The sequence below is a fragment of the Mycobacterium uberis genome (genome assembly GCF_003408705.1).
In the GTDB taxonomy this organism is placed as follows: Bacteria; Actinomycetota; Actinomycetes; order Mycobacteriales; family Mycobacteriaceae; genus Mycobacterium; species Mycobacterium uberis.
In genome coordinates this window covers 20,375-45,732 of sequence record NZ_QAYL01000002.1, presented here as the reverse complement: position 1 = coordinate 45,732, position 25,358 = coordinate 20,375, and the positions used below count along the sequence as shown (strand labels likewise).

The following is a 25,358-nucleotide window of genomic DNA, read 5'->3' as shown; positions in this document are numbered from 1 at the left end:
GACTAGTGACTTTGAACGCTCCCTAACAGTGGTGTAGCTTCGATGAACACAACTTCTCGGGGCTATGGCGCAGTTGGTAGCGCACCACACTGGCAGTGTGGGGGTCAGGGGTTCGAGCCCCCTTAGCTCCACTCCGGAAATTGCGGTTTCATGGCAAAGTGCTGATAGATAGCACCTTCGCTAGCGGCACCTTTGTCACAGATCAACGCCCAGCGTTGAATTTCAACATGGATCATCTCGAAGTGAAGTTATTGGCCTACGCTGCGTGCCCCTCTCAACACTGGCCTGAAAAATAGTCGGAAGCTTGCAGTATTGCCCGGAGATTACGAAACATCGTGCGATTCGTTCGGATAGCCTGAGAGTTTAGGTGTGGCATGGGTGCTTGGGCCATTGAGTCGAAAACGTTTCTGCCTGAGCAGCGCCAGGGCCTAACGCCGGTACTGGGTTTCTTGTTTGTTGTCCATGAGCAGCGGCGTGGCTACGCGGTAGCGCACAGATGCGCGTGATGAGCATGACTGCGTCGAGCTCCTGCGAGAAGTTCATCAGGAGTTGCGACAGGTGGTGACAGCCTTGCAGGCCGGCAATGCGGTGACTAGTGCGCCGCAGAGCATGACAGTGACCACCTGGCAGTACGCTGACCTTTGTGGCGTGAGTTGTCCTACCGTGGTGCGCTTGATCAGCAGCGGAGAGCTTCCGGCTGAGCCCATCGGCAACCGCCATCAGCCCGTGTTCGACGATGTGTTTGCCTATCGGGAAGTTCGACGGTAGCGCCAGTACGGCACACTTGCGGAGACCGTGATGGACATCGGTGCCGACGAGGATCTCGACCTGATTGATACGTAGTTGTGTGAAGTGCGACGTGTTGTTACCGCGTACCGCATTAACTTGCTGGCTTTGGCGGAACTGTCCGCGGCCCTGCAGGCCGTGCTGTACGAGCATGGCGTGTGGGAACTAGCCTAGGAGGTCAACATGCGGCTGCGGCAGCGCTTCAGGGCGGCTGATTTTTTCGTGCTGATGCGGAAGTTCGGGGATGGGTCCGGACGTCCGCTGCACACTCTACGGCAGGTGCTGGCTCAGATTTCCGTGGGGTGTAAGGTATACGAGACCGCATAGATGTGTGCCGATGCATCGTTGCCGCTGCTAGCGCTCTCACCGGCGTGAGCGGGTGTGCCGAGCGCGATCCTGTTGACTAGCGTGATCGGATTTCTGGGACCGTTTTTTGCTGTTCAGCCTGTTTCAACAGACCTATTACACTGCTTACGCGCTGGCCCGCGCCACTGATGCGGGACATGGCCTAGATTGGATCATCGCTATACTGCAGCGTGATTACCTGTAGTCTTCAGCTATTTAAGCCGAGGCCCGAGCGCGGGTGCGGATAATCTGCGGGGGCCTGGCCGAGCCTGACCTGAGGATCGGCAGGGTGGCGTTCCAGCTACTGGTTGACAGCGTCGATGTCATCGTCCATAACGGTAACTTGGTCAACTACGCGCGGACTTACGACGCCCTAGAGCCCGGTAAACGTAGCTGGCAACTTGGAGCTTTTGCTCCTGATACTGACCGCACACCCCAAGACCTTGCTATCTGGCCTCTAACACCTTCGTCTACGGCTGAAACACCAAGCCGGTGGTCGGGGGTCCGATGCCAACGATCGAGATGAGCGTCCTAGACGTCAGCTCTTCGCAGATGTTAAGTGAGTCACGGAGCAGCTGGTGCTGGCGGCCTAGCGGCACGGACTCGACGTGCGCGTCTACCGGCTTTCCTCATCTCGCCCACCCACGTAGACTTTGGTACCCAGGACGATAATTCATAGTGCACGGCCTGGTCGTCAAAGCCCACAATCAAGTCAGCCTGTTGCCAGCGGACTTGGTCGCGGATCACGTTGTCGCGCTGATGGCTTTCCCGGGTACAGCTGACACCGTCTTCAACATCACCACCGACTACTACTGCAATCTGATGGGATATCATCCCACTGTTATCGGAACGGCACGGCTACCGTGATAGCGTATCCTTCGTCGAGCAGTGGCACCGTTGGTACGTGCCGCGAGATCCACTCTGTCCGGCCGATTGCCTCACTTGGTCGGTCGACAAGATCGCGGCGATGCGGGACAAGCGCTACGACAACACTGGGTACCGGCACACGTGCCCTCGCCAAGGTCTCCCTGTGCGAGCCGGTGCTGAGCAAAACGGTCAACGATCTCGTCCGCTTCCTGCGGCGTGAGCATCTGATCACTGAGGCTGAGACGGACGCGCAGTGCCTAGCCAGGCCAGAGAATATTCTCAGGGCTGTAACGCAGTAGGGAGATAACCACAGTGTACCCGCGATGATCAGACAGTCTGTCCACATGATTGTTCGCTCGATCACGAGCGAATCGTCCTTGTATTAAAGGCGGTGTTGCTGCTGATCGAAGACGGCTAACTGCGACTGGGCATCCAGGGATTCATCAGCCAGGACGCCATGCATTCCCAAGCACATTCGGGTATGCCTGGGCTTTTTGCTGCCAGGGGTATTGAGGTGACACCGTTTACCAACCAGATCACCTGGCTGTTTGACAAGCCCCTGGAGCACCGACCCAGTGATGCTAGGCTTGTTGCGTCGGTACGGCGCAGAGCGGAGTTGAAGACCAAGCGGTCGCCTTTGACACCATGAAGTATCTTCGTGTTGGGGGCTGATGGCGGGTGCGTACTCCGCTGTTGGTGACAGCCGGTGCGTGGATACGCGGTGTGCGATTCATGTACTCGGTCGACCCACACGTGTTGTCGGGGGCCATGTCGTGCTGGCGAGACTGCTTTGATGCAGTGCGCCCCGGCTGAGTGCTCGGGCCATCCCAGTTCGTATAGGCCATCGGCGCCTACTGCAAGCCGAGTTTCTATTCGCCACAGCTGGGCGGGGGCATGGTCGACTAACTTGGCTCGGTAGCCTGTTGCCTGGGCGTCTCACTGAGCATCGAGGGCAGATGACTCACACAATCGGGACCGTGTCTGGCAATGTAACCCTGGCGGTCCACTCGTACACCGAGATCGATCGAGGAGGCCCGACTATCTTGGTGGTCTACGGCGATACGGATAACAACCACGTGTCGGACGGTGTCACAGAGCGGCCCGTTGACTGATACAATTTTGTGGCCACACAATGTGTGTGGTTTCGCTGCATCAGCGTTCCTGGCCTTCTTGCCGAGATAACGCTTTTTGCAAACTTTTTCGGACATCAGAACGGTGATCGACAACCCGGGGGTGAACTAGGTGCACCTGCTGACTCACGACTGGGGCTAGATTAAGGCCTGAGCGGCGGTCACCAACGGATCGATTATGCTCAAAATCGCTTCGTTCACGTACATATTCGGGCAGAATCTGAACTATGTCGGTGGGTTTCTACAGTCATCGTGCACACCCCGTGCCGTAGCTAACGTCATCAAATAGATCCTGCATCTGTTTTTCTTGTGCACAGTGGTGTTCGAGTTGGCATTCTGCTCTCGGGTAGGTATTAAAGTTGTTGTAGCTTTTGAACTTATTGACTGATCGAGCGCCGGAAGTCAGTGCCGTGCGGTGTACCGGTTGATCGATGACTACACTCAATAGACTCAACCTCTACTGCGCCAACATGTCCGGGTCGATGCTGACGTAGATGCCGCAGGCTTACGGTATCGGTACAAGTGCTAGTAGCGTGTCACGACTATTTTGTGTAGCCAGTTCTGTAGCAGTTAACCTGCTTGATTCCAGCTTGTAGCAGGGTCGTCCCAATCGAAGGCCGGCACTTGGTCGTGACTTCGCATACCGACGTCATCGGTCGGCTTGCCAGCGAGTGGGTCGACCTGGTCATCGAGGGTGTAATTCTCACAGCAGATCTCCGGAATATATAACAAGAGATGCTGTGTAGCAGAGCATTTGGAATAGCATATTCGCATACTTGTACGGTCACCGAAAGTGCGACCATGCCTACACCGCGTTGTGGGGACGGCTGTGCTCTTCGGTGGCTTTGATGTTGGCACCACAGTGGGTGCCATCGCGGGTGGTTACGGTGCAACGGACTAACACCGCGGTGATCACCCAACGTGAAATGATTACACCCGATGTGGTCGCGTTAACCTTGGCCGACGTGTACGGCAGATTGTTATCGTCCTGGGCGCCGGGTGTGCACATCGATATTCGTCTAACCTTGGGTCACCATCAGTACTCACTGTACGGTTCGGTCAGGCTGCATGCCAACTCTCGTGTCGCCGTACGCTGGATTGCTGCCGACGCCGGCGGCGATCCAGCGGTTCAATTGAAGATATATGATACCTTCAAGGCGGGTGACACGTGCGAGTTCGAAGGCTCTCACGAAGCATTCTGTCTCATAACGGATGAGCATGGCGTGTTGTTCGTGATAGGTGGCATCGGATTTACGCCAACCCTTTTGACGATTCAAGAGGCGGATTATCGTAGAATCAGTTGGCGAGAAATCTATATTCGTCGTAATCTACTAACATATGCCGATGCTGTACGAGATGATTACGGTAGTGTCGCATCGGGTCATCATATGGGCTTACTACAAGTGTGGCCGAGTCGGCACAGTAGCAGACACCTTTGCCAACACGGCACTGACGACAGCTGCTTACGTATGCGGTCCACTTGCCATGCTGGAGTCGGTGCGTACAGCACGCTACAAACGCGCCAACGTGCCACGCCACTACGAACGATTCAGTGTGTAGCTGGTTGTCGACGGGATGCTTTTCGAGCTGGAATGTGCGTGTTTGCACCCGATGCTCAGCGTGCCAGCTAACCGGTCGGCGCTGGACGTGATGCTCGAATGTGACCTGACCACCCCCTACTTGTTCCAGTAAGGGCTCTGCGGGACCTGCAAGGTCAGGTGCTAGCCGGGCAGGTTGACCGCCGGGGTCACATTGCGGAGGGGGATGACGAAATACTGGCTTACATCTCACGGGCAAGAAATGATTGTGTGGTGGTCGATGCTTGATCAACAGTAATCAAAGATGGTGATGCGTTCCTGAACAACGTTTTTGAAGATGACCATCACCAATTCCGTTGCATGACAATTTTTTCTTATCTATCGGATGAATGATCAGATCGCGATGTCTGTTTTATGCGAATATGATTCGTCGAATCATCTGCTGGTCGTAGTCGCTAGACGCCAAACTGGTCGCCGAGGTTTGGCAGTGGATGCGGCAACAGCTACGCTCATCCCGAGTGTTACCTGCGCCGCGACAGAAGATGACGATCGGAGGCTGGCTACCGATCGATGCAACGGGTGCCGGTCTATTGCCCATTGACCGACCGCTGGGCTGCTGGCAACTATACGCTCTATATACTGTTCTGCTCCTGGGCCATCTAGCCATTTACAGGAAAAATCTCATGTTACTTACTCCGCAGGATACCCGCTATGCGGTTTTCTTCAAGTCACTTCGTAGAAGACGCGACTGTAGCCAGGACGCAGTCGACGCATTTCTGGATCTCATTGAAGCGGAGAAAAGATGTTGCGCAATAGGAAGCTGCACTTAGCGCCTGGTAGCGCGCATAACAGTGCATTCTGGTTATCTGGGGGGTCAGTGCCACCAAATTGTAGCGCAACACACAATTTGCGCAGCCCAGGAACCAATAGGGTCAGTTCATGACCAGTCTGACGATGGCGTTGGTGAGCGCATCGGTACTGATCGGGATATTGGTGATTAGTGAGTTCAAGCATGGCGCCATCGAGAAACACGGTGACCACTTCCGCGTACCGTCGTTCTATGCACGGTTCAAGCAGTGCGACTAGGCCCCTCATGCCGCTGCACTAGGGTATTGCAATTCCGGTCGACGGGTAGTTGCGATGTACGCTTTGTTAAGCGTGCGGTGTCGGTCTTGGTCGGCCAGGTAACCGACGGTGAGCTGGGCGAGTACGGCGGGAAGCTCGGCCTTCGCTTTGAGTTAGCGACGCCACCGATCGAGATACGCGGCCGCGGTGGTCGTGGCATGCGTGAGCGCGGCATCCTGCTGTGCTTCGAGATGACTGAAATAGTAAGTTGATCGATCCAACCTGGCATATCTGCCTCCGCGGCTATCTGGCGGTGGCCCAATTCGCCGGGACCTTCCTGGGCGGTTACGCGTCCAGTTGTCTCGACGATTGCCTGCCGGCGACGGATGGGGTTTGTGCTGACAACGGCCCAGGGTGGTTGTCAATGGTCACCGGCCAGGCTCAGCAGTACTACCCCGATGATAATCAGCATGACGCCAACGACTTTCGTCGCGGATACCGGCGAGTCGAAGAATAGCACGGCGATTAGTACGATGGCGACTGTACCGATGGCCGACCACAACACATAGGCGACATCTGTCTGCATGCCGCGTGAGATCGACAGTGCCAGGAGCGCGAAAGCTACTGCGTAGCCAGCCAGACAAGCTAGAGTCGGCGTCAGCCGGGTGAACCCTCCAGTATTCTTGAGCAGGGTAGTCGCTACTACCTCCGCGAAGATCGCGCAAAAGAGGAACAAATAAGCCACTATAATTTTTTCAGCATACATATGCACATGCGTAAAGGGGTTGAGTGGTTTGCTGGAACGGACAGCTTGTCGATGCCATGAGGTTTGTCGTTAGCTAGATGGTTAAGCTGCAGAATCGCGCAGTGCCGCTACCGGTACGACATCGGCCTGACCCCTGCCATTTTCACCAGCGATGGCCATACGCGTGGAGGTCTCCGGTACGTGCTGGTCAAAGGGTGGGGGTGATGGCTGCTCGACCTGAGACATACGAGGATTCATCATGACCATCAGCGTGTTCGATCTGTTCACGATCGGTATTGGGCCGTCCAGCTCACACACGGTCGGTCCTATGCGCGCCGCAGCGCGTTTCGTCGAGGACCTAGCTAACAGCGGTTTGCTCACGGATGTGTGTGACATCCGTGTCGAGTTGTTCGGCTCGCTGGCGGCAACTGGGGCTGGTCATGGCACCATGGCGGCTATCCTTTTGGGGCTCGAAGGGGAGCATCCGGAGAAACTCGATGCCGACGACATGGCGGCTCGATTGGCCTGTATGCGCGCTGCCGGGACAATCTGTTTAGGTGGATTGATCGTAATCAATTTCACCGAAGCCGACGTCGTGCTGAGCCCGCAGACGGTGTTGGACCGACATCCCAACGCCCTAACTATCACTGCGATCGCCCGCAACGGAACCAATCTGGCCGCCGATACCTATTACTCGGTCGGTGGTGGATTTGTCGTTGTGCACGGCGATCCACCCGATGGCGCCGAACGGATCACTGGTAGGATGTCCTTTAGCTCAGCGGGCGAACTACTTGAGTTGGCTGCCATCCGTGGAGTGTCGATCTGCGAGATCATGGCCGAGTATGAGCAGAGCTTGAGGCCTGTACAAGAGGTACGTGCTGGCCTGCTAAATGTCCGAGATGCCATGATGCAATGCGTTCAGCGTGGCATCGCTCAGGACGGTTATCTGCCCGGCGGGCTGAAAGTGCGTCGACGTGCACGCTCCTGGCACGAGCGACTGCTCGCCGAGGATCCTAATCGCGATCCGACGTTTGCCGAGGACTGGGTGAACCTGGTCGCGCTGGCAGTCAACGAGGAGAATGCCGCGGGTGGGAGAGTGGTCACCGCTCCGACTAACGGTGCGGCTGGCATCCTCCCTGCCGTTTTGTATTACGCGCAGCATTACTGTCCCGCCGGGCGGGCAGACCCGGACGATATGAGCGTGCGGTTCCTGTTAACTGCAGGGGCAATTGGTTCGCTGTACAAGGAGCTTGCGTCCATCTCCGGCGCGGAGGTCGGTTGCCAGGGTGAGGTGGGGTCGGCGGCTTCTATGGCCGCTGCGGGTCTGGCTGAAATCCTCGGTGGCACACCAGCTCAGGTCGAGAACGCGGCTGAGATTGCTATGGAACACAGTCTCGGTCTAACCTGCGACCCGATCGCCGGTCTGGTCCAGATTCCGTGCATCGAACGCAACGCCATTTCGGCTGGCAAAGCGATCAATGCCGCCCGGATGGCCATGCGTGGCGACGGTACCCACCGGGTGAGCCTCGACGAGGTGATCGCCACCATGAGGGCAACCGGCCGGGACATGAGTTCCAAGTACAAGGAGACTGCCGAGGGCGGACTCGCCATCGCGGTCAACGTCGTCGAATGTTGACCGTGCGGTGTAGTTGCCACAGATAGTGCGAGTTTGGCTGGTAAGTCCAATCGTCGGCGGCAACCGGCACACCCATCAACTCACCGCACCCGCTAAACTCATCTCACATGTCGTCGGTAGTAGTGATGACTGTGGACTACCACTAAGATCGCCATGTAATGTAGCCAGCCCAGAAGATCCAGCGGTGGTCGGCGAAAGTGCAGTGCTGACAAATCTAACAATTTCAGCACCCGGGTCTGAGATTGCCACTGCCGATATGATAGCACTTGGTGGCAGTGGAAATGTGTGTGACGCTTTGTCGTTGTCCAAGGTGGTCAAGCCATCGACGGTGTTTGTATCCACAAAATCTACCTAATATCCAGTGGCAGCTACAGCCCACTAGATACCGCACTGATGGGGGATGAGCTTGGTAACCTCGGCGACGTCGCCAACTCCCGGGTGTGTCCCGGGAGTTGGCGACAAGCAGATCCCCTGTAGTTTAGGTCAACTCTCCGATCCAGCCGATTAGCCCTTCAAGAAATCATACGATCTCGAAACCCCCAGTCTTCATAAAGCTCTTACACGAATGTCACGATCAAGTGCACGATTGGTGTGAACACGTCCCGGATCGGACATAGCATTCACAGAAGGAGTTCTCAGATGACGTCGATTACTACATCGCCGTCCCGGGCTGCACTGGCCCCTTTGTTGCTCTCGCACCGACACCAGATTGGGACGATCCTTGGCGCGGGTGCGATGGTTGGGATTGAGTTCACCGCCGTAGTTGAGATCGCCTCGTAGATTTCCATCGTGGTGGTGGCTTGAGTCCCTATCTCTGCGTACTCGGCCTCATTAAGTGCATTTGGAGTCGTATTCTTCTCAAAGAAATTCGTCGCAGTAAATGTTGTATGTGTAACGTAATTGCATGCAGATGTGCAATCACATAATCGTCAGCGCTGGGACCCCGCCGCACTGCATCCCGGCCAGAACGCTGGCGAGTTCGTTTGCTGACGAAAGCGTATTAGGAGCTCAGTGAACGCTGCGTCTCAGCGGCCGCCTGCAACGAGGCTTGCCTCCGGTCTCATGCTCGGTAACGTCGAAGACTCCTCTGGTGGAACGGCGGGTGAAACACAACCCCCACCCAGTGTCGTCACGCTGAATCCGCATACGACAATGCCACCGGGGGTATAGCTGACATGCGACTCAACTGCACCTACGTCGACCTCCATTGCGGCTAAACTACTCGCCTCCTTCAATGACTACACAAAAAATTCGTTGCCTATCGCGCGCTAAGATCGGCCGCATTCTACACTGCCACTAGGTCGGCCCCATGCGGAGCTATCGTCATAATCTCTTGCTCCGCAACGGTGTACGTAGCTGCCAGCCGATCCTTCTGCGTCTCGATCGACGCACTGACCGCCAGTACGCCCTCATGACTACGCAGCGTTGCTACTGATGCTTCTTCTGGTGTTTCTCACCCACCCCCGGCTGCAACCAAGAAGTCTCCGCTCAGTCCAGGCGCGATGTTCAACGTTGTGAGCGTTCCGTGCTTGGCTTTAAGTTTCTTGTGGCGCGTTGCTGAACGTAGTGACTGCGCCGGCGGCCGAGACGGAATGCAACCCTGGTGTGTTATAAGCGCGCTACAGATGCCTGTTGTACCTGCCGATGAACGACTTGCACTCGCCGTCGACTAGTTGCCCGTGACCAAGCCAGCAACCATTCTAAGCGTTGGCCAGGCCCGCTGATTCTACGTATCGGAACTGGACCAAATACGTAGTTGCGCCGATGTAGTTTAGACCCTTGTCGCACGAAGCTTGCGGAGGTTATTGTCAGAGATTATTACAGACCGCCGTTGGCAACGCCGCCTCGGCAGCGGTATTCGATTACTAAATCCTGTTGCAGCTGATTGTGGTGCGCGGAATTCAAGGTCGAACACCATGCAGCGACTGTCGTAGCTGGTGCGCGCTGGTTGTGGTAAGGCGGCAAAGGAAAGGTTGAACACGGTGGTCACCGTGACTTTGAGCAACGGACGGGTTATCGGGTTGGAAACAGATGGTACCGAGCATGAAGCGTCCGGGTCGTATGCTATTGATGACACTGGCATGCTGATGGTTGAGTCCAGGAAGGTCAAGAACACAGGAGAAGTCGTGGTCACGTGCCAGTGTGTCAGCCCGGCCACATGGCAGTGCGTCGCACAAGACCATGCCACCGGGTATCTTGATGTGCCTCCTTGGACCGTCGGGGTGATCGGCTCTGGGGTTTTGAGTGGGCAAGGGTGATCGCGCCTACGGTGAGGTATAGGCTCGCCGCCGACTACCGAGTCTGTTGGCTTGCGAGATGTCAGCAGGTTAATCGATCGAGAATCGGTTTTTCTCCAAATATTTGGCGCAGGCTGTGCATTTCGACGGAACAAGACCGCGGCTAACATGCACTGCCAAATTTTTGTCGAGAGACATGTATTCTTTTGGCGAGATGCAAAAACCAGTACCCGTTGGCACTGATTATTTGGCTTCATGTCTGGTAGAGCGGCTGAGGTCGACAGACGTGCCGATGGATCTCCATCGCGGTTGTACGGTGACGTTGCTTCTGGTTGATGTCGAGGGTTTGACAGAGCTGTTCGAAATACAGTCTGATGAGACATCGGATGCAATTGCACGCCTAGACTGCGCGGTGTCAGAAGCTGTCGCGGCCCATGACGGGGTGCAACAGGTTGTCCAAGGGGCAAGAGGTAACTTTCTCGCGGCGTTCGCTCGTGCTAGCGACGCCGCAGCTTGCGCGTTGGACTTGCAGCTGGCCCCGCTCATACCAGTGCGGCTGCGCATCGCTCTGCACACCGGTGAGGTTCAGATATCCAACGATGATGCCAATAGCGTGGTCCTAGCGATGGTCCAGGTCGCAGGGTTGCTTGATCTAGCATGCGGAGGACACACGGTGTTGTCTTCTACTACAGGCAATCTCGTCATTGACAGGCTCCCCACTGATGCTTGGCTGGTTGACCTTGGTAGTCATTTACTGCGGGATCTGGCTCGGCCAATACGTGTCATGCAGTTGTGTCACCGTAATATGCGCAGAAACCTTCCCGAGCTAGGTATCCGGACCGTCCTTAGCGGACTAAGCTTTCCGAAGCCACTAACCACTTTTGTGGGCCGCACCGCGCAGATTCGAGAAGTGCAAGAGCTTCTGACCGAAAAACGATTGTTGACGCTGGTCGGTGCAGGAGGAGTAGGCAAAACGCGGCTTGCGTTACAGGTTGTTGACAGAGTCACGGACGAGTTTGACAGCGAGCTGTCGTACTTCGACCTAGCACCGTTCACAGATCATGACATCTCCCCAATTGCGTTGGTAGACAACATGTGTAGGTGCGTCGGTGACCGTCGCATGCTGGTGGTGTTGGACACCTGTGAGCACCTTCTCGAGCTGTGTGCAGAGGTAATTACTACGCTCTTGGGTGCTTGCTCGTCGTTGACGATTTTGGCGACCAGTCGCGAGCCGATTGGGGTGGCCGGCGAAGTCATATGGCGAGTTCCGATGTTGTCGTCGGCCAACGAAGCGGTCGAATTATTCACGGACCGTGCTGCCCTGGTTCAACCCGGCTTCAGGATTACCGACGACAACCGTCGGATCGTGACCGAGATCTGTCAGAGCCTCGACGGCATGCCTTTGGCGATCGAGCTTGCCGCCGCACGGATACGCACACTATCGCTAACCGAGATAGCCGATAGTTTGGATGACCGATTTCGGCTGTTGACTAGTGGTGCGCGTACCGTGGTGAGACGCCAGCAGACGCTCCGTGCCTCGATGAATTGGTCGTATGCGCTGTTGACTGAAAGCGAGCGGGTCTTGTTTCGTCGCTTGTCAGTAATTTCGGGGACGTTCGACCTCACGGTGGCTCACGCGGTTGGGCACGATGACCTTAATGAGCCTGACCAGGTTTTCGATCTGCTAACCCTGCTCATAGATAAGTCGCTGGTCATGGTCGAAAGCAGACAGGGTAGTGTGCGGTATCGGTTGCTCGAAACGACACGTCAGTACGCGATGGAGAAACTCAAAGAGTCCAACGAGGTTGACCTCGTGCGTACGCGTCACCGCGATCACTACATGGCGCTTGGGGCCTTGCTGGAGGCTTCGGGGGACATCGACCACGAGCAGCTTGTCGAGCAAGTTGAGGTCGAGATCGACAATCTGCGTAGCGCATTCACATGGAGCCGCGAAACCGGCGATATTGCTGGCGCACTGCAACTCGCGTCCTCGCTACAGCCGATTTGGTTTGGGCGAGGCCTCATGCATGAGGGGTTGGCCTGGTTCGACTCGGTCCTTGAACACAAAGACATCGATCATCTTGTTGCACCCAAAGAGATTTTAGTACGGGCGCTTGCCAACAAGGTTATGCTTCATGTCATGCTGGCCAGCAGTCCAGCAGACGGCAGTGATATTGCCGCTCAAGCGCAACAAGCTCTGACTATGGCACGCGAAACAGGTGACTCTGCTGTTTTGGCTCGGGCACTTACCGCCTGCGGTTTCAGCGGTGGCTACGACGCGGAGGTAGCTCAGCCTTACTTCGCTGAGGCAGTCGAGCTCGCGCGAACGCAAGATGATAAGTGGACGTTGAGCCAAATTCAGCTGTGGGAAGTTGTTGGATTCTGTGTGTCAGGTGACCCGGTTGCTTTGCGAGTAGCGGCTGAGGCGGCTGACGATCTCGCTCAAGAAATCGGGGACCGGTTCGTTTCGCGACAGTGCCATTTGCTGCTCTCTATTGCACAGTTATGGCAGGGCGATATAGACGGTGCGATCGCGCGATCGGGTGAAGTTGCTGTCGGTGCTGAAGCGGCTAACGATGTGGTGACGAGAACTCTCGGTCTGTACGTTCAAACTCGGGCGCTGGTGCATCGCGACACCAACGCGGCACTAGTCACGGCCGGCATGGCCGTCGAAGCTGCAGCAGAATTAAGTGGTGTTTACCAAGGTATTGGTTATGCAGCAATGATTTTCGCGGCATTAGTCATGGGCGATGTCGCCGCGGCTGTCGAGGCCAGCGAGACGTGCCGTCCGCACTTTAGTGCTGACCACGGCCTGGTAGCGATACACCACGAACTTATGGCAGCGGTCGCTTTGGCACGAGGCGATGTAATCATGGCGCGACGTCTCGCCGACGACGGTGTTGCTGCGACCACAGGGTGGCATCAAATGGTGTCTTTGACAACACGTGCGCGCGTCGCGATAGCGCAGGGTGAACCAGAACTGGCACGAGCTGATATCCATGCCGCGCTTGCCTGTGGCACTGACATCCAGGCTTCTCTGGGCATATCAGACAGTATGGAATTGTTAGCTGAGCTGACTAACAAGGGTGGCAACCATCGTCAAGCCGGGCGTCTCTTTGGTGCGGCGTCCGCACTACGTGAGAAGATAGGTGAAGTCCGCTTTAAAGTCTGGGACGCTGGTTATGAGACCGCAGTTGCGGCGCTTCGTGACGCGATGGGCCGCAAGGACTTCGACTCCGCCTGGGCTGAGGGTGCAGCCATGTCCATCGATGATGCGATCACCTACGCACAGCGCGGGCGTGGTAACCGTAAACGACCGGCCACCGGCTGGGAATCCCTAACTCCTGCCGAGCACAATGTGGTACGGCTCGTGAGCGAGGGGTTAGACACCAAGGAAATCGCGTCACGGCTTTTCGTCTCCGTGCGCACCGTGCATACCCATCTCACCCGTATCTACTCCAAACTTGGCCTCACCTCCCGCGTTCAACTCGTGCAAGAAGCTGCGCGCCACAACTAGACTGTGGTGTTCTCGACGGCGGTTATAGGCGGGCTCTCCATTGCTGTGTCAGTTGATTGTGACGGCGATTATCTCGTCGATGTTCGACATTTGTGCCAGGGCCCGTTATGTGCGGAGCACTTGGATATGTATCTTAGCGCGGTGTAAGCGGTCACCACAAAATAGTAGTCGTGATCGATTAGAAAACTGGTGGGCTGTGATGCGGAGCGCTCAATTATACCCCTATGGCCAGATACAGCAGAATCCCAGCAGTGAACATCACGCTATGGCCAGTGAGTAGGTTACGCGTGACGATTGACAGGTTTGATTTCGGTCACAGAGCACCGAGCGCCTCATGCACTTGAGTGATGTGGGGGCTGGGATCCTTGCAGCACGCATATCGGGGCAATGTGAGTCGAAATCAGCTTACGTATCGCTGTCTCGTCATTGTGGGTGCATACCCGAATGCGTTTTGCCAGAGCCGTATTGGTTGATAGAGGCCCAGTAGTGTTTATTTGCACGGTGGTGTGCATCCGAATGGCTTGGAGCACGGACATTATTGCCCTGCCGAACATCGCCGGTGATGGCTCCCGCTGACGTGTCGATAGCGCGGAGGTTGCTATCAAGATTTGTGTGTCAACGTAATCAAATACTGCGAGATGCCAGACGCGTGCATGGAGTCCGCCAGCTCCGAGAAACAGTGCATCGTTCGGGTTCGCCACGGTCGCGATGCTATGTTGCATAACAACGCGCTGGCAGTGCTTACGGACGTTTCTTGTTGATGAATGTCACGACCTGTCGATACGGCCCAACTAGCGCTGCAACACCAGTTATCGGCGGTTGCGGTCATATGCTCAGACAATCCGCAGTAACTCGAACTCGTCTACCTCGTACGGGAGGCTGTATACCAGCTTGCGCAACTTGATAGCGTTGATAGCGCAGTCGCGTAGTTCCTGCCGAAGCCGTACCTTTATCGTGTATTCGCTATAGTTCACTGGCACTGAAGTAGTTGATGACATCAGTAATGTCGCCCGTTCCGCGTATCAATCTTGTGTATGCTAGCTAGCATTTTTCATCGCCGAGCAGTAAACATCGGTGTGTTTGCGTATATCCAGTACTGATACCGCGTAGATTTTGCTGCGCCCATCGCGTCACTGGATTGCTGTGGCATGCTTCTCAAGGGCGAAGCCCGAAGAACGCGCTAGAGTTATATTCTGTCGAAAACAGCAATTCTATCAATACTTTTCGACTAATTATACGATATCTACCTGGGTGTGACGTATAAACTCGGCAGCCAAGGTGGTTCATTTTCACCTACCATGATGTCAAACCGACGAGGGCAGTTGTGCATCCGGTAGCGATCGCCGGTAAGAGTCACCCGATTTTCTGCTACTGTCCGGCACAGCCTGTGCTTTCGTCTTCGCGGTTCGGGCTTCGAAGTAGGCAACCTCGAGCCGTCTACGCGGCACAATGGAAAGTTGTACGTAATAGTACTGACGATCTTCACCGCACGGCATCGCTAGAGTCTGTGGCTAGCCGGGCATCGTCGCCCAACCAAACGTTAATGAGGGAATGAACTGGCGTGATGTCGGCATCGAAAGTCACGGGTCGCGACGATTTGCGCGGTGTGTCTGAAGATGACTTGGCATACGACGATGTTGAGTTCCTGTCGATAGTTGTGTACCGAGGGTGCTATGCGGAGTAGTGCACTGCCGGACAGGTTTAGTGGCAACCCGATTGGGTTGCCCGGCAGCGGTGAGGCGGAAGACCGAAACAGTGGATGGTTTTATGGCCATCACGATCACGAGCAGCAGAGCTCCTGCGATGACCTGTTGCAAGTGGTTCCCGCTGCACTGGATCGCGGGGAGTTCTTTCTCGTCTACCAGCCGATCGTCCGGCTCAACGACAAACGTTTTATCGGCGTCGAGGCGCTACTACGCTGGGCGCACCCGACGCTCGGCACCTTGCTCCCGGCGCGATTCATCAGGCTTGCCGAGCAAAACGGCATGATTGTACCGCTCACTGCCTTCGTAATTGAGCAGGCCTGTCGGCACATCCGCAACTGGCGTGACGACAGTACCAACCCACGACCATTCGTCAGCGTCAACGTTTCGGCCCATAACATCCGGGATCCCGATTTCTTCCCGATGGTTGAGCGGGTGCTCGGCGATAGTGCCCTGCCTGCTCACGCTTTGCAGCTCGAACTAACTGAGAACGCGAGCCTGAGCATAGATGAGACATCGATCACTAGATTGCAGGAATTGTCCGCTGTGGGCGTGGGTATAGCGATCGATGACTTTGGTACCGGGTTCTCCAGCCTTGCTTATCTACGCAGCTTGCCCGTCGATATGGTCAAACTCGCCGGCGAGTTCATTGAGAATCTCGGTGGCGATATCCACAGTAGACTGGCTGATGAACAGATCACCCGGGCAATGATTGATCTCACCTTCAAGCTCGGGATAGCTGTCTGCGCCAAGCGAGTCGAAACGCCGGGTCAAGCTGCATGGTTGCGTGACTTTGGTTGCGACGCCGCCCAGGGCTGGCATTTTGCAAAAGCACTACCGGCCGATTTCTTCACTGAGTAGTGGTCGGGTAGTGAGCGTAGATCGGTGGTGGCTCGTAGCCAGCAAACCGCGGCGCGTGTCAATTGGTTATAGCGGTGAGCGAGGCCCTCCATCGATTGGGTTTTACCTCATCGACGAGGACAAATTCAACCGTCACACACCTTGAGTGATGCTGTGAGCGAAGCTCTGGGGTTTGTAAATGACACCCGGCGGGGCGGTGCGTAGAGGGGACAGCATCTCCCCGCCGGGGAACCACCGAAATTTCGGGGTAGCTCTGGTCTTTCGGGTATCTCTGATCAGGGTTCTGATTCGAGAAGGTATGCGCATGGTCACGGTAGTTCGCCAAGGTGCTCGACTTAGACAAAGGTCTGGCGCGGAGGTCGCCGACTATGTGAAACGGTTCGCAGATCAGGTTGACGAGAACGGCCGTCGTCTGGCTGGGGCCGCAGCGAACTATCACCACGAACGTGCAAGGGTGGCCATGTCTTGCTTGGTGGAGGTGCCACGCCTCGTAGGTGTAGGTGTGCGAGCCGCCATCGTTGACCAAGGTCCTGCTGCAGCTTTGGTTTTATCGGTTGTTCCATAAGCGCTTACGGTGTTGTCCTGTAAGTGCTTACGGTCCGCTTTTGAGTCGGGTCTGAGCTTCCGAGGCCTGCCATACCCGGCTCACTAGGCCCAGTGGTAGGACGGGCCATAACCTTCATCGATCGTGATCGGTGGGGCGACAAAACACTTCATAGTCCGTCTTCGCAAGATCAACTGCGTTGCTTGTTAAAGAGCGGAACTCGCGACGATAGCCGTAAGGAATTGGTCGTGCTGAGCAATGAATATTGCGAATTGACCCAGCCGAAGGTGGATGTGCTGTGTAAAACCGTCGTCGCGGGATAACTGCATCTGGGTTGTCAGTCGGTGACGGTGGGCTTGGGTGCTGGGCAGCGTGCGGTACGTACTACCTCCGTCCCTGTGACGCACAGACAAGCCTATGTCCTTGTTGTGCTTGCAAAGTCAGCGCATCCTGTTGCGTTGGCCGCCCTGTAGAGGGGATTGACACGGCCAGGTCGTGGTCAAGGCGTTTAAGTTCGACACACGGCGCCAATTTTCCTAAAACGATCACTACTGGACTACCTGCGTACTCCGGATTCGCTTGAATTCAGCACTGACCTATGGTTACGAAACAAAGTAGCCCAAAGGTTTCGGCTAATGTGCCGACAAAATTTGCTCGGTCGGTGCTCTATTTCACAAAGGCAATTTTGGTCCAACGACCGGTCGCTATCGCGCCCATAGCACCCATTAAATAAACCAATGGAGGTCGTCTAGAAAAACCAATTTGCTGGTCCTAAAAATATCGCGAGCAACGTCGTATTAATCGCGTTTTCCGGCACAGATCCGTTGAAATAACGATCTACAACAGCGGTACTAACTGGGGTCAGGAATGGCTGATCAATTATCACGGTTTATATAGCTTTTTTCGTGCACGCGATAGTTGTGGGCTCAAGATGTCGAAATACAACACATCTGCGTAATAGACGCAATGTACATAACACGATTCGATAATAACTCGAAATCATGTCGTAAAACTACTAGTTGGATATCGCTATATATAGGCGGAAATATCCTGCTGGATTGTGCCATTAATCGCAAATGCAATGACGCTCTGCACCACTATTTAGTACTCAACAGATTGGAGAACCATGGTTACCGCTCAATTGGATGTCGTTATACCGCCGCGGAAGTTATGTCTTCGGAAAAACCTTAGTGTCTGGGCTTCCGACGCGCAATGCCAGCTTGTGGTATCGCATCCCGCACTTGATCCGGAATTGTGGAATGAGTATCTTGACGGTGCATTTCGCACTTACAGCAAACACGGAGTCGAGTGTACTCTAGATCCCGATGCTAATTATGGTAATGATACACGCTTATTTTTTGCAGCGGTAAATACTCAAGGACGGGTGGTAGGAGGTGCGCGCGTGATTGGTCCGCTGGGGTCAGCTGAGGATTCGCATGCCGTGGTCGAATGGGCAGATAATTCTGGACTGCCCGCGGTGCGCAAGATGATTAATGATCGCGTGCCGTTTGGGGTCGTAGAAGTGAAGACTGCCTGGGCTGACAGCGACTCGCATCAGAGTGGTTCGATTACCAAGGCCTTAGCACGCCCCGCATTTACAGTCATGGCTCTGTTGGAGGTTCAGTTCATTATGGCGACGGCGGCAGCCCATGTACTGGACCGGTGGCGTTCTTCGGGGGGAGTAGTGGCAGCAAAAATCCCGGCGGCTGCATACCCGGATGAACACTACCGAACCAAGATGATTTGGTGGGACCGCAATACTGTAGCTAACCATGCTGAACCGCAACAACTATCAAGGATGCTGGTTGAGACGCGCAAGCTGTTACGTGACACGAACGCATGGAGCAAGATTACTACAGCGACCGCAGGAGCCGGCCTGTGACCAACTCACATGATAACTCGGTGTCTATTCCAGGGCATGCATCGGGGAGTGCTTTGCAGGCTTGAAGCTACCCTGGGGCTGGTTCAGTTCATCCTGAGCGCTGTAGTGCACTTGCTGGTCGACGATTTCGTCGATGGCGGTAACGTTCATTGTGGTTGCCGGCTGCTCGACTTGAACCCGCAGTCTTCCATCCGAGCGGTTGAGTTGTAGGCGAGATGATCGAGGCGGTACCCGGCTATGTCGGCTGGGCGTATGGGCGCCGGCTTTGGGAGGCAAGCAGGTGAGCGATGAGCCCGGCGTGAACCTGCACGCACGCAGGTTCTAGCTTCTGAGAACCCCACTGATGCCGCATTACTGCAGCGGCTGCACGCTGATCCCGATGTCGGCTTTATCAACCAATCGTGAGCGATAGCTGCGAAAGTTGCTCAGCTTGCGGCCGGTACCCGATCCGGAGTTGATCGTTGAACCAGGGCCGTGAGTGCACTATCCATGGCGATATCGGGCCCGCGCGGGTTTCGGGTGGTACGGCTGGACCGCAACCGCAACGAGATCACCGCCGAGGAGCAACCTTGGTAGGTTACGTTGTAGATCGGTGTTGTTGCGCTAAACGTGGTATGTGTGATCGCCTACATGCAGACTGTCCAGGGTTTGTGCGGGCAGCTGCATTTGACCGAGTTTTGATCGCCTGCAGCTGTCCAACTGCAACCGGGTGCCCGTTACAGTGTGTGACGTCGGGCTTAACAAGCTCCAGGCCGCTGCACGCTCTCTTGTCGAGCTGGACCCGCATCTGTACAGTGCGAGTGTTTGACACTGACTTGACATTCGACACTATCGATGAGTTCCTGGATGGGTTGGATCGCGTTGTGGAGCGATGCGATCCGCTGAACATAAAGACTGTCCTGCGGGAAGGAGGCCACAGCCGTGGCATTCCAGTACTGATGGAGACCAGTGACTGGAGCCTGATAGACGTTGAGCGATTCGATTTGTGGCTGTGATGTCTGATTCTGCACGGTCTACTCGCTGAGTTTGACATCCGGTTGTTTCCAGCGATAAGCAACTGCGAGAATATCCCATACATCCTGCGTTTCCTGGAGGCCAAACACTTGTCGTTGCGCACCGCGACGACGCTGGCCGAGATCGGTTGTTAGCTGTCAACCTGGTCTCAGTTGGCGGGGGATGTGATGCTTGGATCGACGATGGTGGCTGAAGCAGCGCACCAAGTCGGTTTCTGCGGCAGCGCCATCGCGGTGGGCGCGGCGTTGTTCAACGTCAAGGTTGCGGTCGCGGTTCGTGGTATACTCGAGCCGGTAAGCCTGGCTGAAAATGTTGACGGTGCACCGCTACCGGTCACCTTGAGTTTGGGCGACGAGCAGGACACCGCCCTGGTGACTATCTATGAACCGATATTAGCTCGCAGAACTAACCGCCATCACGGCAAGCCGACACCGGTCCCGGCCGAAACGATTGACGTGCTGTACGCGGCCGCGGCAGCCGAAGGCGCGCTGCTGCACCTTGCTGACCACGCGAGACCACATCGTCCGGGCAGCAACTATTCTTGGTTGCCGCCGGCAGGTCGCGGTATCTGACGCCACAGCTGTACATGGAGATGCTATCGGAGCTGGGTTGTCCGGGAGATCCTTTTCTGGACACTGGCATTGACGTGCGCAGCCTCAAAATAGGCTGGCATCAGTTGGCTGTGTTCGAAGTGCTTAATCGTACGGACGTGGTGGGACTCCTCGTGCAGTGGAATATCGGCGCCGCGCTGAGCCAGGACATCCATGATCGCGTAGTGGCCAGTTTGGTACTTGCCGTGGTCTTGGTTCGTGGGCACGCGTTGGCATACTATAGTTTCTGGCGGATCGGCTGTTGAGGCCGTGTGGATTGACGCGCAACGGCAAGGGCTTGCCATGAAGCTAGTTTCGTCGATGTTCCTCTACGTTCACGATGCTGACGAGTTACACTTACCGTCTGCACTGTTCGCCGACGAACTTAGATCAGCTGAGCAACGACATCCGCAGTTTGGCATGTATTCTGACTAGGAACTCCCTAAGAGTTGGTGTTGCGATTGACCGCCGTGGGGCCCACGTTGGTGCGGAGCCGCCAGAACTTTGAGCGGGTCCGGTTGCTCCCCGGGTAAGCGGTTACGGTAAGACTATGACCCGGTCTCTGGATGAGCTCGTCACTACGGTGGCCTCGGAGCTAATGGCGGCCACCGCGGCTACGGCGGTTCCGATCAGCGAACGGGTGCTAGCTGACCTGACAGGGCACTTCGGTGTCGATGTGAGCTTTCTTCGTCACAACGACCACGATATACATGCAACCAAACTGGTCGCGCAGTGGCCGCCGCGCGATTACGTGCCTGACCCTGACCCGATCGGTGTGGTGTATTTCGCTGACGCCGACCCCGTTTTCGCAATGGCTGAGCACCTCAAAGAACCGGCGGTTTTGCGTCCCGAACCGTCCAATGCAGACTATCAGCGTCGCATTGAGGAGAGCACCGCGGTGCCAGCTGTTTCCCTGGCGTGCGTACCGCTGCTGTCCGGAGAGGTCACCACCGGCGTCCTCGGATTCGTCAAGATCGGGGACCGGGAATGGAACGCCGCCGAGTTGCGCGCGTTGCAGGCGATCGCAACCCTTTTCGCCCAGCTGCAGGCCCGCGTTGTTGCCGAAGAGCAATTGCGTTACCTGGCTGAACACGATGATCTGACCGGATTGCTGAACCGCCGAGCCCTGATCGCTCACCTTGATGCGAGGCTGGACGACAGTCAGCGGGGCCCGGTGACGTTGCTTTTCCTGGATCTCGATCGGCTCAAAGCGGTCAACGATTACCTGGGGCATAATGCTGGTGACCGGCTGATCGAGGTCTTCGCCGACCGGCTGCGCGAAGCGGCTGAAGGCCCGGCTATCATTGCCCGATTTGGTGGAGACGAGTTCGTTGTGGTGCCTGTTGAGTCGATGCCAGTCAATGCCGTCGAGTCGTTTGCTCATCGCATGCAGACGCGGCTGCAAAGGCAAGTGGTAATTGACGGCGAGACAATCACCCGCACTGTCAGCATCGGTGTCGCTACCGGTCTTCCAGGACGTGACAGCACGTCGGATCTACTGAGCTGGGCTGATCAGGCGGCGTTATCAGCGAAAAGCGATGGTGGCGGCAAGATTGCGGTTTTGAACCGCGAGATCAGCGCAGAGCATGCGCTGCGAACCGAGGTTGAACTGCACCTCAACGGGATGATCGATGCCGATGACGGCGCTTTGGTGCTGCACTATCTGCCCGAGGTGGACATGCGTACAGGCAAAGTCCTGGGTACCGAGGCGCTAGTGCGATGGCAGCACCCGACACGGGGGTTGCTGTTTCCTGACTCATTTATCCGGGTGGCCGAATCGACTAATCTTGCAGGCAAACTAGGTCGGAGGGTGATGCGTTCGGCATGTGCGGAGTTCAGTCGATGGCGCTCAGCCGGTGTGGGAATCGATGCACTGTTGCGCATTAATGTCTCGCCGGTGCAGCTGGTCGCCGAAGGTTTCGTCGATACGGTGGCCTGCGCCATTGATGAATTCGATCTTGACAGCGACGTGGTGTGTCTGGAGATCACCGAAAGTGTGGTGGTCCAAGATATCGAGGCCACACGTAAGACACTTGCCAGACTCAAGGAGGTCGGGGTGCACCTGGCCATCGACGACTTCGGCACCGGTTACAGTGTTCTGACTCATCTGAAATCTCTGCCAGTGGACACCATCAAAATCGACAAGGGGTTCGTCGTCGAACTAGGCAGCAATCCAAGCGACCTGGCGATCGTCCGGGCGATCATGGCGCTAGCCAGGGAGTTTGAACTCGAGGTCGTCGCTGAAGGCGTCGAGACTTCCGAGTCGGCGCAGGTCTTGGTGGGATTGGGCTGTCATCGCGCGCAGGGATTTCTATTCTCGCGTCCAGTTGACGGCGCGGCGATGGAATCGCTATTGGCCAAAGGGATGATACCTGTCCCAATTCTCACATGACAGAACCTTGCACTAAACAGCACCGGGTGTGGAAGGGGTGATCTGACCTCAATCGGTTGATCATGTGGACCGGTTCACGGGGTCCAGCCAGGGTCGTGAAAACCGCCTCGATCTGTCAGTACTTCGCCTAGTTTCACGCCACTCCTCATGGTGAGGAGAAGTTTAGCCCGGGAAACGGCGAATCGGCAGGGCGTCAGTGGTGAATACCAACAAATACATCGCTAGATCCAGTTTACCATGGTGCACCCAGCGGGTAGCTGTCACGGGTTCGACCGATCACAAGTTAAACAGCATACAGCCCAGCACTGTGTCGAAGTGTTTGTGGTTGCTGGTGAGTGATGTGAGGTTGTCCCAGACGAATAGTTGCCGTGCTCAGCCCCCGTTGCCGGTGGCCTTAACCTCCACCGGAGTCGCCGTCGATGTCAACAACCCGGCAGCCTGCGCAAGCAGACATACCGCAATGTCACCAGCGGTAGCCTGGCGAGACTTCGTCACGGTACACTTCACTCCAGTCCATGACTTCAGGTTCAGCCCAGCCTATCCGACAAGTTGGACCCAATAATATAAACCCAATAATATATATAATATAAGCTTGTAATCAGATGCCGGTATCTATGTCCACTTGGATCAACAACTACGATAACTGTAGCTAGCTGTTCTCTGGGCCACCGAATTTACCCCCTTCCGGAAGATTACTTGTATCCTCCGTGTTCGGGTCGCCAACCCGGCAATAGACCGCCATAGCATTTGCGGAAACCCGAGTCAGTGATGTGTCCAGAACCGCAGAGTTGGTTTCCGAGATGAACGGCGACACCGCAGTGCACCGGTTAGATCAGTTGGTGACTACCGTTGCCAAGCGACTGATGACAGCTGACATTTCCTCATCAATTGAGGTCAGTCAGTGTGCATTGACCTATCTGCTGGATCAGCTGAGTGTGGATGCTAGCTTCATACGACACAACGATCATGATATGCGCGCAACAAAGCTCATGGCCCACTGGCTATCTCACCTCGCGGTACCGAACTCTAACCCGATCGGGTGTTGTGTTTTTCGCCGACGCCGACTTGCTCTTCGCGATAGCCGAGAACCTCAAAAACCTATGGCAATCCGTTCTGAGCCGGCCAATTTAAAGACTATCAGCAACGTATTCACTAGGCCATTACCATTCTTGCAGTTTCCCTGGTGTGCGTGCCGCTGTGATTCGGAGACGCCATTACCGAAATGTTGGGGTTCCTCCAATACAGGAACCGAGACTGGAGCGAGGTAGAGCTCAGTCTCTCTTCAAGGCCACTTTTGCCCAGGTACAAGCTCGTGTTGCCGCGGAAATCGATTCTGGCCATGATGATTTGACTAGACTACACAACCGTTGAGCGTTGCCGCAACACCTTGAGCGAAGGTTGACCCTAGGCAATTCTGCCCAGTCGCGGCGCTGTTTCTCAATCTTGACCGTCTCAAAGCCATCAACGACTCCCTGGGTTACGTTGCTGGTGACCAGTTCATCCAGGTGTTCACCCAACAAATACGCGACGTCTTCGTCGACGAGAGCCTGGTCGCCCGGTTCGGCGGAGACGAATTCGTGGTCATGCCTGCATGGATGCCGATACCGCTCAATCACTTAGCGGACGTCTTCCAGAGGAATTCAACGAACACGTCGCCGTCGCGGACGAGGTAGTTACTCAAGTTGTCAGTATCGGTGTTGCCTCAGCGACTCTTGCACAGGACACACCTTGTATCTCAATTCGCCGGGCAGATTGAGCTGTTCTGGAAGCTAGGCATGCTGATGGAGATTCACCGCGGACACGTCCGTCTGAAGCGAACTGCGCAACGGTATGGAACTACACTTTCAGTGTCGCGTAAAACCCGATATTCTTCACTTAGTCTAGCTACCCGAGGTTAACCTGCAGGTCGGTGACATTATTGGGGTGGAGGCATTGCTACGTTGGTAGCACAACGATTTGTGGATTGCTATCACCGGATTGCTTTATCTCTGTAGCAGAATTCATAAATTCCACAGAGGAATTGGATTGGTAGGTGTGGTGGCCGATGTGTAACGAATTCACCGGATAGCAGTCGAATGGTTTGGGCTGTAAGGTACTACTGCGTGTCAACGTCTCACGGTGACAGCTGTTCACCGGTGGTTTTTGTCGACTTCGTCGCGGACGCGATCAACCGATAAGGTCTTTACACCTCGTCCATGTGTTTGGAAATAACCGAGAATGTCGTTGTGCAAGATCTATTTACGTCCTGTGTCACTCTCGCTGGACTTAAAGAAGTTAGTGTTAGTATCATAATTGACAACTTCAAACAACGGCTTCATGTCGCTCTTGCAGACGAGACTGTTCGATACACCAGAGGCCGGCCAAACATTCGTTCGTCAATTCGGAACCAACATTGACAATCTGGTGATCGTGCTCAGCTTTATCACACTTACGCAAGGTTGCCCATTGGATGTAGTAGCATCATTTTTCGAGACAGATTCTACTACAAGAGTTTTGCTTGATTAGC

Annotated in this window: 20 protein-coding genes, 1 tRNA gene and 3 pseudogenes; 20 read left to right on the top strand and 4 right to left on the bottom strand. The window is 55.5% G+C overall.

Annotated features, from left to right (window positions below):
- Positions 1-58 precede the first annotated feature (58 nt).
- Positions 59-131: transfer RNA gene (locus MUBE_RS02220), tRNA-Ala, on the top strand.
- 232 nt (positions 132-363) lie between these two features.
- Here MUBE_RS02220 and MUBE_RS15370 read toward each other — a convergent pair.
- Positions 364-939: a hypothetical protein gene (locus tag MUBE_RS15370; protein WP_165849646.1), complete on the bottom strand. Its 576-nt coding sequence runs from the start codon at positions 937-939 to the stop codon at positions 364-366.
- 30 nt (positions 940-969) lie between these two features.
- Here MUBE_RS15370 and MUBE_RS16790 point away from each other — a divergent pair, with 30 nt between their 5' ends.
- The 7 genes and pseudogenes from MUBE_RS16790 (at position 970) to MUBE_RS15360 (ending at position 6,003) form a co-directional block, all read left to right on the top strand.
- Positions 970-1,113, top strand: a complete 144-nt coding sequence (locus tag MUBE_RS16790; protein ID WP_243632764.1) for a hypothetical protein — start codon at positions 970-972, stop codon at positions 1,111-1,113.
- 256 nt (positions 1,114-1,369) lie between these two features.
- Positions 1,370-1,657 (top strand): SDR family oxidoreductase, encoded by a 288-nt coding sequence (locus MUBE_RS16785; protein WP_243632763.1) that lies wholly within the window; start codon positions 1,370-1,372, stop codon positions 1,655-1,657.
- 152 nt (positions 1,658-1,809) lie between these two features.
- Positions 1,810-1,998 carry a hypothetical protein gene (locus MUBE_RS16780; RefSeq protein ID WP_243632762.1) on the top strand — a complete coding sequence of 63 codons (189 nt, stop codon included), beginning with the start codon at positions 1,810-1,812 and terminating at the stop codon, positions 1,996-1,998.
- Between the two features lie 370 nt (positions 1,999-2,368).
- Positions 2,369-2,835: pseudogene (locus tag MUBE_RS19245) on the top strand (metal-dependent hydrolase); the annotation flags it as partial.
- A 1,045-nt stretch (positions 2,836-3,880) separates the two neighbouring features.
- Positions 3,881-4,954 (top strand): annotated as a pseudogene (locus MUBE_RS02195) (iron-sulfur cluster-binding domain-containing protein).
- Positions 4,955-5,605: 651 nt separating this feature from the next.
- Positions 5,606-5,752 (top strand): hypothetical protein, encoded by a 147-nt coding sequence (locus tag MUBE_RS15365; RefSeq protein ID WP_165849645.1) that lies wholly within the window; start codon positions 5,606-5,608, stop codon positions 5,750-5,752.
- Between the two features lie 77 nt (positions 5,753-5,829).
- Positions 5,830-6,003, top strand: coding sequence for a hypothetical protein (locus MUBE_RS15360; RefSeq protein ID WP_165849644.1), 174 nt, complete (start codon positions 5,830-5,832; stop codon positions 6,001-6,003).
- A 149-nt stretch (positions 6,004-6,152) separates the two neighbouring features.
- On the opposite strand, the gene MUBE_RS02185 is transcribed toward MUBE_RS15360, so the two are convergent.
- Positions 6,153-6,476: a DMT family transporter gene (locus MUBE_RS02185; RefSeq protein WP_116539496.1), complete on the bottom strand. Its 324-nt coding sequence runs from the start codon at positions 6,474-6,476 to the stop codon at positions 6,153-6,155.
- Positions 6,477-6,735: 259 nt separating this feature from the next.
- Between MUBE_RS02185 and MUBE_RS02180 the strand changes: the two genes are divergently transcribed.
- Together MUBE_RS02180 and MUBE_RS16775 are read left to right on the top strand one after the other, a co-directional pair.
- Entirely contained in the window at positions 6,736-8,112 is a 1,377-nt protein-coding gene (locus tag MUBE_RS02180) for an L-serine ammonia-lyase (RefSeq protein WP_116539327.1), read from the top strand.
- Between the two features lie 639 nt (positions 8,113-8,751).
- Positions 8,752-8,892: a hypothetical protein gene (locus MUBE_RS16775; RefSeq protein WP_243632761.1), complete on the top strand. Its 141-nt coding sequence runs from the start codon at positions 8,752-8,754 to the stop codon at positions 8,890-8,892.
- 23 nt (positions 8,893-8,915) lie between these two features.
- Here the strand turns inward: MUBE_RS16775 and MUBE_RS19725 are convergent.
- A pseudogene (locus tag MUBE_RS19725) lies at positions 8,916-8,960 on the bottom strand (hypothetical protein); the annotation flags it as partial.
- A 1,134-nt stretch (positions 8,961-10,094) separates the two neighbouring features.
- Here MUBE_RS19725 and MUBE_RS02165 point away from each other — a divergent pair.
- The 9 genes from MUBE_RS02165 (at position 10,095) to MUBE_RS02135 (ending at position 22,852) form a co-directional block, all read left to right on the top strand.
- Positions 10,095-10,370 (top strand): Omp10 family outer membrane lipoprotein, encoded by a 276-nt coding sequence (locus MUBE_RS02165; protein ID WP_133297018.1) that lies wholly within the window; start codon positions 10,095-10,097, stop codon positions 10,368-10,370.
- Between the two features lie 295 nt (positions 10,371-10,665).
- Positions 10,666-13,866: a LuxR family transcriptional regulator gene (locus MUBE_RS02160; protein ID WP_243632760.1), complete on the top strand. Its 3,201-nt coding sequence runs from the start codon at positions 10,666-10,668 to the stop codon at positions 13,864-13,866.
- A gap of 1,655 nt (positions 13,867-15,521) precedes the next feature.
- Positions 15,522-16,430, top strand: a complete 909-nt coding sequence (locus MUBE_RS02155) for an EAL domain-containing protein (RefSeq protein ID WP_116539322.1) — start codon at positions 15,522-15,524, stop codon at positions 16,428-16,430.
- A 1,670-nt stretch (positions 16,431-18,100) separates the two neighbouring features.
- A complete protein-coding gene (locus MUBE_RS19720) occupies positions 18,101-18,856 on the top strand; it encodes a hypothetical protein (protein ID WP_116539320.1) in 756 nt (251 codons plus the stop codon).
- A 767-nt stretch (positions 18,857-19,623) separates the two neighbouring features.
- Positions 19,624-19,851 (top strand): hypothetical protein, encoded by a 228-nt coding sequence (locus MUBE_RS16765; protein WP_243632758.1) that lies wholly within the window; start codon positions 19,624-19,626, stop codon positions 19,849-19,851.
- 171 nt (positions 19,852-20,022) lie between these two features.
- Positions 20,023-20,442: a hypothetical protein gene (locus tag MUBE_RS16760; RefSeq protein ID WP_243632757.1), complete on the top strand. Its 420-nt coding sequence runs from the start codon at positions 20,023-20,025 to the stop codon at positions 20,440-20,442.
- A gap of 20 nt (positions 20,443-20,462) precedes the next feature.
- Entirely contained in the window at positions 20,463-20,726 is a 264-nt protein-coding gene (locus MUBE_RS16755; RefSeq protein WP_243632756.1) for a hypothetical protein, read from the top strand.
- A 4-nt stretch (positions 20,727-20,730) separates the two neighbouring features.
- Positions 20,731-20,895, top strand: coding sequence for a hypothetical protein (locus MUBE_RS16750; protein WP_243632755.1), 165 nt, complete (start codon positions 20,731-20,733; stop codon positions 20,893-20,895).
- Between the two features lie 115 nt (positions 20,896-21,010).
- On the top strand, positions 21,011-22,852 hold the full coding sequence (locus MUBE_RS02135; RefSeq protein WP_116539319.1) for a putative bifunctional diguanylate cyclase/phosphodiesterase: 1,842 nt from the start codon (positions 21,011-21,013) through the stop codon (positions 22,850-22,852).
- 372 nt (positions 22,853-23,224) lie between these two features.
- On the opposite strand, the gene MUBE_RS18795 is transcribed toward MUBE_RS02135, so the two are convergent.
- Entirely contained in the window at positions 23,225-23,347 is a 123-nt protein-coding gene (locus MUBE_RS18795; protein ID WP_279386649.1) for a hypothetical protein, read from the bottom strand.
- Positions 23,348-24,282: 935 nt separating this feature from the next.
- Between MUBE_RS18795 and MUBE_RS19715 the strand changes: the two genes are divergently transcribed.
- A complete protein-coding gene (locus MUBE_RS19715) occupies positions 24,283-24,525 on the top strand; it encodes a diguanylate cyclase domain-containing protein (protein ID WP_116539318.1) in 243 nt (80 codons plus the stop codon).
- The last annotated feature ends 833 nt before the right edge of the window (positions 24,526-25,358 follow it).

What these genes read in the sequence shown, in the direction of transcription:
- MUBE_RS16775 (WP_243632761.1), top strand. Translation starts at nt 8,752, where the DNA reads ATGACGTCGATTACTACATCGCCGTCCCGGGCTGCACTGGCCCCTTTG.
- MUBE_RS02180 (WP_116539327.1), top strand. Translation starts at nt 6,736, where the DNA reads ATGACCATCAGCGTGTTCGATCTGTTCACGATCGGTATTGGGCCGTCC.
- MUBE_RS02135 (WP_116539319.1), top strand. Translation starts at nt 21,011, where the DNA reads ATGACCCGGTCTCTGGATGAGCTCGTCACTACGGTGGCCTCGGAGCTA.
- MUBE_RS15365 (WP_165849645.1), top strand. Translation starts at nt 5,606, where the DNA reads ATGACCAGTCTGACGATGGCGTTGGTGAGCGCATCGGTACTGATCGGG.
- MUBE_RS16790 (WP_243632764.1), top strand. Translation starts at nt 970, where the DNA reads ATGCGGCTGCGGCAGCGCTTCAGGGCGGCTGATTTTTTCGTGCTGATG.
- MUBE_RS19720 (WP_116539320.1), top strand. Translation starts at nt 18,101, where the DNA reads ATGGTTACCGCTCAATTGGATGTCGTTATACCGCCGCGGAAGTTATGT.
- MUBE_RS16755 (WP_243632756.1), top strand. Translation starts at nt 20,463, where the DNA reads ATGCTATCGGAGCTGGGTTGTCCGGGAGATCCTTTTCTGGACACTGGC.
- MUBE_RS15370 (WP_165849646.1), bottom strand. Translation starts at nt 939, where the DNA reads ATGCTCGTACAGCACGGCCTGCAGGGCCGCGGACAGTTCCGCCAAAGC.